11 protein-coding genes are annotated in these 12,356 nt (G+C 48.6%); 6 read left to right on the forward strand and 5 right to left on the reverse strand.

Annotation, left to right across the window (positions count from 1 at the left end; all coding sequences use genetic code 11):
• Positions 1–31: 31 nt before the first annotated feature.
• Together EOE65_RS07105 and EOE65_RS07110 are read left to right on the forward strand one after the other, a co-directional pair.
• Positions 32–805, forward strand: a complete 774-nt coding sequence (locus EOE65_RS07105; RefSeq protein ID WP_127693599.1) for an IclR family transcriptional regulator — start codon at positions 32–34, stop codon at positions 803–805.
• Between the two features lie 164 nt (positions 806–969).
• The gene (locus EOE65_RS07110; RefSeq protein ID WP_240656930.1) at positions 970–1,551 is read left to right on the forward strand and encodes an antibiotic biosynthesis monooxygenase; all 582 of its coding nucleotides are present in this window, start codon (positions 970–972) and stop codon (positions 1,549–1,551) included.
• A gap of 6 nt (positions 1,552–1,557) precedes the next feature.
• Here the strand turns inward: EOE65_RS07110 and EOE65_RS07115 are convergent, their stop codons facing one another.
• Positions 1,558–2,457 (reverse strand): LysR substrate-binding domain-containing protein, encoded by a 900-nt coding sequence (locus EOE65_RS07115; RefSeq protein ID WP_127693601.1) that lies wholly within the window; start codon positions 2,455–2,457, stop codon positions 1,558–1,560.
• Between the two features lie 764 nt (positions 2,458–3,221).
• On the opposite strand from EOE65_RS07115, the gene EOE65_RS07120 reads away from it, so the two are divergent.
• Genes EOE65_RS07120 through EOE65_RS07130 form a run of 3 tightly spaced genes read left to right on the forward strand, consistent with a single transcriptional unit; the run spans position 3,222 to position 5,413 of the window.
• Complete coding sequence (locus tag EOE65_RS07120; protein WP_127693602.1) at positions 3,222–4,001, forward strand: TIGR04255 family protein; 780 nt, start codon at positions 3,222–3,224, stop codon at positions 3,999–4,001.
• An 11-nt stretch (positions 4,002–4,012) separates the two neighbouring features.
• Complete coding sequence (locus tag EOE65_RS07125; protein WP_127693603.1) at positions 4,013–4,564, forward strand: helix-turn-helix domain-containing protein; 552 nt, start codon at positions 4,013–4,015, stop codon at positions 4,562–4,564.
• 21 nt (positions 4,565–4,585) lie between these two features.
• The gene (locus tag EOE65_RS07130; protein WP_127693604.1) at positions 4,586–5,413 is read left to right on the forward strand and encodes a hypothetical protein; all 828 of its coding nucleotides are present in this window, start codon (positions 4,586–4,588) and stop codon (positions 5,411–5,413) included.
• 59 nt (positions 5,414–5,472) lie between these two features.
• Here the strand turns inward: EOE65_RS07130 and gyrB are convergent, their stop codons facing one another.
• The 4 genes from gyrB to dnaA are packed head-to-tail and all read right to left on the reverse strand — an operon-like array spanning position 5,473 to position 11,741.
• The gene (gyrB, locus tag EOE65_RS07135; RefSeq protein WP_127693605.1) at positions 5,473–7,893 is read right to left on the reverse strand and encodes a DNA topoisomerase (ATP-hydrolyzing) subunit B; all 2,421 of its coding nucleotides are present in this window, start codon (positions 7,891–7,893) and stop codon (positions 5,473–5,475) included.
• Between the two features lie 15 nt (positions 7,894–7,908).
• Positions 7,909–8,997, reverse strand: coding sequence for a DNA replication/repair protein RecF (recF, locus tag EOE65_RS07140; RefSeq protein ID WP_127693606.1), 1,089 nt, complete (start codon positions 8,995–8,997; stop codon positions 7,909–7,911).
• A 50-nt stretch (positions 8,998–9,047) separates the two neighbouring features.
• The gene (gene dnaN, locus EOE65_RS07145) at positions 9,048–10,151 is read right to left on the reverse strand and encodes a DNA polymerase III subunit beta (RefSeq protein WP_127693607.1); all 1,104 of its coding nucleotides are present in this window, start codon (positions 10,149–10,151) and stop codon (positions 9,048–9,050) included.
• A 27-nt stretch (positions 10,152–10,178) separates the two neighbouring features.
• Positions 10,179–11,741 (reverse strand): chromosomal replication initiator protein DnaA, encoded by a 1,563-nt coding sequence (dnaA, locus tag EOE65_RS07150; protein ID WP_127693608.1) that lies wholly within the window; start codon positions 11,739–11,741, stop codon positions 10,179–10,181.
• 465 nt (positions 11,742–12,206) lie between these two features.
• On the opposite strand from dnaA, the gene rpmH reads away from it, so the two are divergent.
• Positions 12,207–12,341, forward strand: a complete 135-nt coding sequence (gene rpmH, locus EOE65_RS07155; protein ID WP_127693609.1) for a 50S ribosomal protein L34 — start codon at positions 12,207–12,209, stop codon at positions 12,339–12,341.
• Positions 12,342–12,356: the final 15 nt, after the last annotated feature.

The following is a 12,356-nucleotide window of genomic DNA, read 5'->3' on the forward strand; positions in this document are numbered from 1 at the left end:
TCTTTTGCGAACCGTATACAGGTAAGGATTGATGGCTGAAAACAAAAACAACTACATAGTACCGGCGCTCGAAAAGGGGCTTCAGATCCTTGAGATGTTTGATAGCCAACGCCGTAACCTCTCACAAGCGGAGATGGCCGCCGCTTTAGGCGTTAGCTCGAACTCGCTGTACCGCATCGTACAAACGCTGACCTCCATGGGCTACCTAAAAAAAACGGGGACCAACACCTATTCATTGGGTTCGCAGGTTGTCAGCCGCGGTTTTAGCTATCTAGCCAGCCGCGAAATTGTTGAAGTGGCTGCTCCTTTTATCACCCAACTTCGGGACAGCACCTCCTTATCCAGCCACCTTGCCATTCGCGAGGGCAACGAGACCCTTTATGTGTTTCGCGCATTGGCGTTACAGCGGGTTTCTGTAAACGTTCCTGTTGGCACGCGCTTTCCTTGCCATATCACTGCCATGGGGCGTGCACTGTTGATCGGTTTATCACCAGATGAGCTTGAGCAGCTCTATCAAGGGCAACGCTTAGATGGCTACCCAGAGCCAGCACCACAGACGTTACCTGATCTACTGGCGATGTGTGAAAAAGAGCGTGCACAAGGCTGGAGCATGCACTATTCAGACTACTCAACGGCGATTGCCGTACCGGTGCGGAACTTCACAGGTGAGGTGGTAGCGGCCATCAATATCTCTGGCCCAGATGTGGTGATGCATAAAGACGGTGTCCAAGAGCGCTTGGTGACGGCGCTAAAAAAGAGCGCCAGCCAGATTATGCACGAGCTGGGTGGCACAACCCGCCGCTAAACCTACCTATTAGCATGTTTTGGTGAGTGCCGTGCTTGTTATATACAAAGCAGGCACAGGCTAAGAGAAGCTCTACCTTCACCGCACGATTATTTGCTTTCACTAGGCCAGAGCGGTTAATTTTGGCTCATAGCTGATACAAGCCGAAGCACAGGAGCATGCGCGTGACAAACAAAGAGACGCACTGGAGCAACCATCCCGGAGACGAAGGGCCAGTCACTGTTAGTGTTTCACGCAAGGTGAAGCCAGGCTCGGAAGCCGCGTATGAGCAGTGTGTATCTGACCTTGTGAGCGCCGCAGCTGATTTTAAGGGCCACCAAGGCGCCACTATTCTGCGGCCAAGCTCAGCCACCAATGATGAGTACGTCATTATCTATCGGTTCGATAACTACACCAACTGCCAAGGATGGGAGCAGTCGGAGGTCCGTGCTCAGTTGTTGAAGAATCTGGAAGGTTTAGTTGAGGGCGAAGCATCAACCCAGCAGGGCACCGGCTTAGAGTTTTGGTTTACATTACCAGAGCTACCAGCTCATAAACCGCCTAGCCCGCATAAAATGGCTATCGTGCTTATCGGTATCGTTTACGCTTTGGTGCTAGGCCTAAACCTTCTGCTAAAACCTTTACTTGGGCCACTCCCCAGCGCAATCACCATATTGATCGTTGTCGTCCTGCAGGTTTTGCTGATGACATACGTCATTATGCCGAGAGTCACCGTCCTACTGAAGCACTGGCTCTTCGACGACTAGATAGCACTAGTAATCTGCCAAAAGCGACTTCAACCACGCTAGAAAGACTTGGTTCTCACGCCGGTCTGCTTTTTCACGCGGGCACGCATAATAGCGCGCCATACCCGTGTCCATTGCCGTTTCTGGAAAGAGCTTAACCAAACGCCCAGCGCGAACGTCAGGCTCAGCCAATAAACTGCGGCTAAGGACAATACCCGCACCATCCATCGCTGCTTGTAAGGCGTGATCTGCTTGGTTAAAACGCACACCACTGTGGGTATCGACGCCAGTGATCCCTTGCTGCTGGGCATAGCTTTCCCAGCTTGGTGCTGAGGGGTCAAAGAAGATGGAATCGTCATGAATAAGCGGGTGATTAAATATGTCCGCAGGCTGACGTAAGCCACCTTGAGCCGCTAGCCAGCCCGGATGGCAGAGAGGCACAACAAACTCATCCACCAGCTTTTCCGCAAACAGGTGGGTATCATCAAAGCGCCCAAACCTGACTGCAGCATCAACGGGCTCCACTCTAAAGTTAGTAATGTGCAGGCTCGCCAAAATACTCGCATTCACATCAGGGTAGAGCGCCGAGAACTCGTGTAACCGCGGAGCAAGCCATTTGATAGCAAAGGCAGGGCCGGTACTAACAACAAAATTAGGAGAGGAGACCTGCTCTAATAAGCCAATGCCTTTTTCGATCTGCTCAAAGCCTAAGCTTAACAGCGGCAGAGCTTGCCGCGCTTCTTTAGTCAAAACAACCTGCCGATTATGGCGCTCGAAGAGCGTCATACCCAGATGCTCCTCCAGCAGTTTTATCTGATAGCTGATAGCCGCGGGCGTCACAAATAGCTCCTCAGCGGCTTTCTTAAAGCTCAAGTGCCGAGAAGCCACTTCAAAGGCACGAATAGCATTGAGTGGAGGGAGTCGCATATCTTCTCAATAAAAATATTTTAATTGATAGGTCAATATAACTCGTTTGTCGCCAAACCTAAACCACCGCAATATAAGCCTGCAAATCAGTAAGCCAGAGGGTGTTAGGATGCAACCTAGAAAAGAAAATTTAACGAGCGAAGATATCGATTTCTATCTACAACGTGGCAGACTGGAGCGCGCAAAGGTTGCAACTAGGATGCTAAAAGCGCTGAAAAATGCCGCTTTTCGCATACTACGTTACATAAAGAGAGGTGTGACTAGATCGTGCCAAAACCAGAACAGAGAGCAAGTGTAAGCTAGCCCCCACCGGATAATAATCTCTTGTAGCTACACACAGAGAAAGCTTTATGCTGAGCACTCAATAAAGAAAATCTAATCGGTTGGAACTTACGGTTTATAGCAGATGATGCACAGCGGTCGAGCAAGAACACAGCCGCCTATTTCAGAGGATAGGTGAGTACTCACAAACCCACTCACCTTGCGCCATTTCAGGATGAATGAGAAGCCGCTTACCACGCAATTTCACATGAATCACTATCACCTTTTAAGCTGAAAGGTGTCTATCAAGTCGGTGGCGGTTCACATAAGCCCTTTCAAGCTAACTTCCGATTTATAGGAAACCCAACCCTGTTTTTTAGTAACAATTGAACTTAAAAAACTTTAAAACATCATAAGAGAGTCGATACACACAATGTGTAATACTTTGTGTAATTTGATGTATAATTTTTTAGGTGTCCCGCAAAGTCTTGAGAGGAATACTCATGAAAAACTATAAAAAGCTTGAGAATCAACCGCTTAAGTTTGCTCTTGCTGAATTTCGTTTCTCTCCTGTAATGCAAATTTCGGAATATATTCCAAGACTTCAAGAAGCGCTAAGAAAGGAATATCCAATTCCTGACAAAAAAGGAGAGCAAGTTGTTCAAGTGCAACCGGGTGGTATCTCCGTCTCGCAGATAGATAGATGGGCATTTATTTCGGCAGACAAAAGAAGCGCTATTGATATTAACCAAGAGCGCTTAATCTATGTAACAGCCGATTATCCTCGATTTGAAGGCTTTGCTCATGCGTGTGAGACAGCCTTGAATAGCCTCATTGATATCGTTGAGCCAAGTCTAATCTTAAGAATTGGTTTAAGGTTTAGTGATCTTGTTATAGTGGGCGAAGGAGAGACAATTTCTGAGTTAGTGGATAGTCAATTTAGTACTCCTAGTTGCATTGAGAGCCTAGGACAAATCCAACAACAAAGAAGTGAATTTTTTCTTTCTACAGATCTCGGTGGCCTTGCCATTCGAACACTATATGGTCACCATAACCTGAGTTCTTTACCAGATGTTCAGGGCCTCCCTGTTCTTATTGACAGAGACGATTCCGTCAGTGAAAGAATAATTTTAGACTTTGATCATTATTGGGAACCGTCTGATGAACCAGTAAGTTTCGAAGCTGATACAATAATTGACTATCTAACTAAGCTTCACGATATCTCCAGAGATGCATTCTGGAGAACCACAACGGATTATGCGAGGAACAAAAAATGGTCATAATGGCGATGGATATGCCTAATGATGCATACTTTGCGTCAGGGGCTATTAATAAGGCTCTTAACCCTCCAGCTATCCACCTTATTCTTCCAGAAGAAGAGTTACAGAAAGGCTTTACTCTTTACCGGGGCTCTGGAGGTAACGTATCCAGCCTATTCAGCGTAACCCCAACTGGGGCCAACACGAAGATAATTAAAGAAAGCCATAACAATCTAGCTTCTACTGTCAACGATATCACTGCAGCGTTCGCTCTAACCAAGGAAGAGTTAGCTGACGTTCTTAAGGTACAAAGCAGAAAAACCCTTTATAACTGGATTAAAGGGGAGGTGACTCCAAGAAAGACAGCCATGCAACGAGTCTTTAACCTAATGACCCTCGTTAAAGCTTGGCAGCATGCTGGCCTTGAGTTAACTAAAGAGCAACTTCATCAGCCAGTCGTAAATAATCTAAGTATTTTTCAACTGCTCATTGAGGCGGAAATAGACAAAGACTTAGTACTATTTGCAGGGTCAAGACTGCAGCTTCAAGCTCAACCAACTCCTGCTCTAGCAGACCCATTCGCTTAAAATCTATGGAGCCCGTTCAATTTGATTGGAACTCAACTAGAATCATCAGGATGGAGACAGGGCTCTATAGTTACAAGAGATGCAGTCCCTAGTCTCCTCGAAGGTAGAGGCTATGATGATCTTGACGATATAGTGCTGATCATTGCTTCACAGTCATGTGATATTGCCAATAATAATTTAGCTTCTGACCCATACATAGAAGCCTCTATCGCCCGAATAGTTGAAAAAAGTAACGGAAATCTGGCCTATAATAAAAACCCTCGTTTCTTGCATATGCCAATTTTGGTCGAAACCGATGGTCAAGAAGTCTTTGATGAGGTGTCTGTAGAGTTAAAGGCCTATGAAAAAATCCAGATTCCTAAAGAACAGCTTCTCGAGCTACTTCCTGACTCACAACGAGCTATTGAAGCAAAGCAATTAGATAGCTATACATCTTGGCTTGCTGCCAGATACTCTAGACCCGCTCTACCGACAGAATTTAACAACCGAATAGCCGCAGCGGACCCGAAAGATAAGCGAAAGAAGAAGGCAAAGAGCGCCAATCAACACCTTTCTGGTATCTATGTAGAAATCCTACCTGATCGAGAAATCACCCCGGAAGAAAACTACCAGATCAACTTGCTGGGCTTAGTTCCAACAGATTTCACAGACAATATTCAAAGCGCAATAGATGCCTTGAATAGCTATTCTGACATCCTGATAAGTGCAGGAATGGATGTTACTCCTGCAGTTAGAAGAGAAGATGAAGTATCTATTGCCGTAATTAAAAGGTTTAAGAGGTTTTATTATGATGATCTCTCGATAAGGGAAGACGCCCCATTACCACCTGAAACAGAGGTAATCATATAAAAAAGCAGCCACTCGGCTGCTTTTTTATTCCTGTTTCATTTCAAATGAGAAATGACAAATTAAGCGTCGATATTCGTTGCATGTAGTGCGTTGCTTTCGATAAAGTCGCGGCGCGGTTCTACTTCATCACCCATCAGTGTAGTGAACAGCTGATCGGCCGTGATCGCGTCTTCAATCGTGACTTGCAACATACGGCGTGCTTCTGGGTCCATGGTGGTTTCCCACAGTTGTTCTGGGTTCATCTCACCCAGTCCCTTATAGCGCTGTACCGAGTTGCCGCGGCGGGAGAGATCCAGCAGCCATTCGATGCCATCTTTGAAACGGCTGATTTCTAGGCGGCGTTCGCCACGTTGCACATAAGCGCCTTCCTCTAACATGCCATCCAGCGTGTTTGCGAGGTTTGCAATCGCTGTGTACTCTTTCGATGCAAAGAAATCACCTTTAAATACATAGTGCGAATCAACACCATGGTGGATATACGTGATCTCTGGAATGTAAAGGCTATGCTCTTTGTCATAGGTGATACGGCCATCAAATTGCTCGCTAGCCAGTGCATTGTCTTGCAGTGCGTCAGTCAGTTGGTCTAGCCACTCGCTGACTTGCTCTTCACTATGCAAGGCTTCTTGGCTCAGGGTTGGCAGGTAGATCATCTGCGTTAACGCTTGAGCAGGGTACAGTTTGCTCAGGCGCTCGATAATACGATCAACTGTGCGGTACTGGTTAACTAGCGCTTCAAGTGCTTCACCTTTGACTGCAGGGGCACCTTCACTCACGTGGAAGCTCGCGCCATCTAGCGCGCCTTGCAGTAGGTAGTTTTCTAGCGCGTCATCATCTTTTAAGTACTGCTCTTGCTTACCTTTTTTGATTTTGTAGAGCGGCGGCTGGGCGATATACACATGGCCACGTTCAATCAGTTCTGGCATTTGACGGAAGAAGAAGGTTAGCAGCAGAGTACGGATGTGCGATCCATCCACGTCGGCATCGGTCATGATAATGATGCGATGGTAACGTAACTTGTCTGGATTGAACTCTTCACGGCCAATACCGCAGCCAAGTGCAGTAATCAGCGTGCCCACTTCTGCAGAGGTGAGCATTTTGTCAAAGCGCGCTTTTTCTACGTTAAGGATTTTACCTTTCAGCGGCAGAATGGCTTGGTTTTTGCGGTTACGGCCCTGCTTAGCCGACCCGCCTGCAGAGTCACCCTCCACGAGGTAGAGTTCTGAAAGCGCTGGGTCTTTCTCTTGGCAGTCTGCCAATTTCCCTGGCAGACCCGCAATATCGAGCGCACCTTTACGGCGTGTCATTTCCCGCGCTTTACGTGCCGCTTCACGGGCGCGCGCTGCATCGATCATCTTGTTCACAACCGCTTTTGATTCCTGCGGGTTTTCCTGCAGATAATCAACAAACTCTTGTGCAAACAGCTGCTCAACGGCGGTTTTTACCTCAGAAGAGACGAGTTTGTCTTTGGTCTGTGAAGAGAACTTAGGATCAGGTACTTTAACGGAGATAATCGCACACAAGCCTTCGCGGCAATCATCACCTGAGGTTGCGATCTTACCGCCTTTGTTAAGGCCTTCACTCTCAATATAGCTGTTCAACGAGCGCGTTAGCGCCGAACGGAAGCCAGATAGGTGCGTACCGCCATCACGTTGCGGAATGTTGTTGGTGAAACAGTGAATGCTCTCTTGGTAGGAGTCATTCCACTGTAGGGAAACCTCAACACCCACGCCATTTTCGTGCATCGCAGTGAAGTGGAAGATCTTATTCACTGACGATTTGTTCTGGTTGAGGAACTCAACAAACGCGCTCAAACCACCTGCGTATTCGAACACCTCTTGGCGACCACTGCGCTCATCAAGCAGCACAATGCGCACACCAGAGTTCAAGAATGATAACTCACGCAAGCGCTTAGCTAAGATGTCGAACTGGAACTCAACGTTGCTGAAAGTTTCTTCAGAGGCGCGGAAGCGCACTTCAGTGCCCGACTGATCCGTTTCACCCACCACTTTCAGTGGCGCTTGCGGCACACCGTGCACGTAGGTTTGCTCGTGTACTTGGCCGTTGCGGCGGATCGTCATTTTCAGCTCGCTAGAGAGGGCGTTTACAACCGATACACCCACACCGTGCAAACCACCAGAGACTTTATAGCTGTTGTCATCAAACTTACCACCGGCGTGTAGTACCGTCATGATAACCTCAGCAGCAGACACGCCTTCCTCTGGGTGAATATCCGTTGGGATACCTCGGCCGTTATCCGATACCGAAACGCTCTCATCAGGGTGGATCACGACCTTGATCTCGCTACAGTGGCCCGCGAGCGCTTCGTCGATGGAGTTATCGACAATCTCAAATACCATATGGTGCAAGCCGGTGCCGTCGTCCGTGTCACCGATATACATTCCAGGACGTTTGCGAACGGCATCGAGCCCTTTCAGGACTTTAATACTACTGGAATCGTAATTCTGCTCTTCGCCGCTCATGGGCTATCTCCTGACTCAGTGTGTCTGCACCAGCTCTCCAGCGTTGATCTTGAAATAGGCGACATCCGTTTCTGGGCGCCATACTGTGCGTAAGCTCGCAGGATCAACACAGGTGATGAAACATTGATTAGTTGTTTGTTCTAAGTATTCACAAAACAGGCGGCTATGCTGCTGATCAAGCTCTGACGGTAGATCGTCGATCAGATACACACATGGGCGACCACTCAAGCGGTGATACAACGTGCCCTGCGCCAGCTTTAATGCGCTGACCACCAGTTTCTTTTGGCCGCGGGATAAACGCTCAGCAGCGCTAATGCCATCGGCTTTTACTCGTAAATCTGCCCGTTGCGGCCCAGCACTGGTATAACCTTGCCGGATATCACGCTCCAGTTGCGCTCCCAATAGCTCATCGAGTGGCACCTTCTGATCCCAACCTGGGGAGAAGTTCAGACGTATCTCTGCGCCACTGAACAGGTGCGCCAAAATGGCTTCAAAGTCGGGAATAAGCTGCTCTATATAGGCAAAACGCAGCTCCGTAATACGCTGTGCATACTGGATAAATTCGCGATCCCAAACTTGCCGCACGGCAGGGTCGATTTTACCACATTTCAGTAGGGAATTTCTCTGCTGAAGTACACGTTTAAAGCCTCTCCACACCTGAATAAACGCAGGATCGAAGTAAAACGCACCCCAGTCGATAAACTGGCGCCGATTGGCTGGGCTACCCTCTAGTAGATCGAAGGTGTCGGTATTAATCACCTGCAGCGGCAATAAGCCAGCCAGCTCGGCCAGATCAATCGTATTCGCATCATAGCGGATGCGCACGTCACCGCTGGTTTGGCGCTCCACACCCAGTGGTTTAGCTGCATGTGCGCCCTGCGCTAGCTGCGCAAAAACCAGTGCTTGGGGGGTATCTTGCGTCACGAGATATTTAAACTGGCTGGTACGAAAGGAGCGCGTCAGGCCCAAAAAGTGGATCGCTTCCAACAATGAGGTTTTACCACTGCCATTTTCACCATAGATAACGTTTATCCGCGATGAGGGTGTCAGTTCGGCCTGTTGAATATTGCGTATGTGGGAGATCGAGAGGGAGCTAATAGGCATATAAAAAAGAGCAGGGGAGCCGTGCTCCCCTGACACCGTTTCGGGCGCGCTTACATACGCATCGGCATAACAACGAACAGACTTCCGTCCTCGTCGTAGCCCTCTACTAGGGCACTGCTGTTGGAGTCAGACAGGGTGAAGCGCACCACATCTGAGTTCAGAATGGATAACACATCCAGCAGGTAGTTCACGTTGAAGCCGATCTCTAGCGTATCGCCTTGATAATCGATCGCAACCGTTTCTTCCGCTTCTTCCTGCTCTGGGTTGTTCGCCATCACCTGTAAAGCGCCGCTCGTCAGCGATAGACGCACACCGCGATATTTTTCGTTAGAGAGAATCGCGATACGGCTAAAGACTTTACGCAGTTCTTGGCGATCACCCAGTACCGCTTTATCGCCATTACGCGGGATCACACGCTGATAATCAGGGAATTTGCCGTCAACCAGCTTCGACGTGAAGATAAAATCGCCCACGTGAGCACGGATATGGTTGGCACCGATCACCAGCTTCAATGGCTCATCGCCTTGCTGTAACAGGCGCGCTAGCTCAAGAATACCTTTGCGCGGCACGATAATCTGGTGTTGCGACGTCTGATCTGTCTCAACAGGGGCAACACTGGTTGCCAACCGGTGGCCATCTGTTGCAACGGTACGCAACGAGCCGTCTGCGATCTCTAGCAGCATGCCGTTAAGGTAATAGCGCACATCCTGCTGAGCCATGGAGAAGCCAGTTTGCTCGATAAGATGGCGCAGCTGACCTTGCGACAGCGTTAGATCCAAGGTTTGTGGGCTGTCTTCAACGTTCGGGAACTCAGTTGCCGGTAACGTGGATAACGTAAAGCGGCTACGGCCAGCTTTAATGACCATCTTTTGGCCATCGAGCGTGAATTCGATCTGTGCATCATCCGATAGAGATTTACAGATATCCATCAACTTACGCGCCGGTACCGTAATGGAGCCAGCATCAGCAGGCTGGTCCAACGTGACGCGGCCCACTAGCTCCACCTCTAAGTCGGTACCCGTTAGCGACAGCTGATCGCCCTCGGCCACCAGCAAAATGTTAGATAGCACAGGTAATGTCTGACGGCGCTCAACGACACCTGCAACCAACTGCAGTGGCTTGATTAGTGCTTCACGTGAAATTACGAATCTCATGGTTATCTACCTTAGTTAGATCCGACACTACGCCGTCAAATGACGCAGCAGGTTCTGGTAATCCTCTCTTATATCTACATCGGTTTCGCGCAACTCTTTGATTTTGCGGCACGCATGTAGAACCGTCGTGTGATCTCGGCCACCAAAGGCGTTGCCGATCTCCGGCAAGCTATGGTTGGTGAGTTCTTTTGCAATGCTCATCGCAACCTGACGTGGCCGCGCGACAGAACGACTTCTGCGTTTCGATAATAGATCGGAGACTTTAATTTTATAATACTCGGCGACCACACGCTGAATATTGTCAATACTAACTTGTTTGTCCTGTAATGCTAGCAGGTCTTTCAGCGACTCTTTAATGAACGGCGTGGTGATCGCATTGCCCGTGAAATGAGCGTTGGCAATCACGCGTTTTAACGCGCCCTCAAGCTCGCGAACATTCGAACGAATCTTTTGTGCAAGGAAGAACGCTGCATCATCTGGCAGGCTGATTTTTGCCTCTTGCGCCTTCTTCATAACAATCGCGACACGGGTTTCAAGCTCAGGTGGCTCGATCGCAACCGTCAAACCCCAACCGAAACGGGATTTTAGGCGCTCTTCAACACCATTAATCTCTTTAGGATAGCGATCACTCGTTAAGATCATCTGCTGGCCACCCTCTAACAATGCGTTAAAGGTGTGGAAGAACTCCTCTTGAGAGCGTTCTTTGCCAGCGAAGAACTGAATATCGTCAATGAGGAGCGCATCGACCGAACGGTAGTAACGCTTGAAATCATTGATGGCATTCAGCTGCAAAGCCTTAACCATATCGGCAACAAAGCGCTCTGAATGCAAATACACGATCCGAGCGTTTGGATTTTGACGCAGCATCTCCATACCAACAGCGTGCATCAAGTGGGTTTTACCAAGACCCACACCACCATATATAAAGAGTGGGTTGTAAGCACCGCCGGGGTTGTCCGCTACTTGCTGAGCTGCCGCTAATGCCAGCTGGTTCGACTTACCCTGGACAAAAGACTGGAACGTAAACGCTTGGTTTAGGTTCGATTGATGGCGTACGCCGCCCTCAACATCAACGTGGCGTTCTGGCTCAGCCGCTGGGCCTACATCTAGCTCCAGTTGTGGAGGTGGCGTGTAGAGCGACATCTCTGATGCAGGTTCTGGAGCTGCCATCGCAGGCACAGGTTGAACCACTTCCGGCTCCGGTCGATAGACGGGCTGCTGCACAGGTGCGGCAACCGGTGTTGGCTGCGGAGGCGGCTCGTAAGCTGGCGGAGCAGGGGGCGGCGGTGGAGCAACAGGGCGCGGCGGAGCAGGAGGCATACGTCGGCTCATCATGTGCGGCGATACCGCACTGGCCTCTACCCGCACATCGGCGCTGATATCACCCGATACATCACACACCACTTGGCGAATACGGGATAGAAACTTGTCGTTGACCCAATCGCGTACAAAACGATTAGGCGCAACCAACACAAGTACGGAGCCGCTGCCCTCTTCAACGCGCAGTGGCCGAATCCACATATTGTATTGTTGGGCTGGGAACTCGCTCTGCAAGCTAGGCAAGCAGCGTTCCCATAATTCAACCAACATAGTTGCTCCGAAACATAAGCAGTAAGATGACAGACGCTTGTAATAAAGGGCTGTGTAATGCCCGACTAACATCTGTTTCTAATTAATAATCCTGCCATTTTACATTGACTTAAAGCACTTATCCACATCCAGTGCATAAATAAGCACTAAATTGGATAAAAAGATTAGATACACGCCATTTCACGACAAATCGATACTTAAATGCATCGTTTTTTGGGATAACAACAGACTATCTAAAGACTTAATAACAACTCAAATATTTGTTTATAAAGAAAATATTTGAGTTAATAACACAAAAATAAAACTCTGTTTTTAATGCCGTTATCGTAAAATATCTGTCCTAATTTCAAAAAAGGGTTTGATAATCGATCAATATTTAACTAGAATTCCGCGTCTTTAATTTTGCTCTTATGTCGGCCCCGCCCGCAATTACGAGCACCAACGAGCGTTAGACAGGACTGACTGATGAAAAGAACATTTCAACCAAGCGTTTTGAAACGTGCACGTACTCACGGTTTCCGTGCTCGCATGGCTACTAAAAGCGGCCGCGCAGTAATCAACCGTCGTCGTGCTAAAGGCCGCAAGCGTCTGTCTGCCTAATATAGGTAGCAGCCG

The organism is Neptunomonas marina (assembly GCF_004005935.1).
In the GTDB taxonomy this organism is placed as follows: Bacteria; Pseudomonadota; Gammaproteobacteria; order Pseudomonadales; family Balneatricaceae; genus Neptunomonas; species Neptunomonas marina.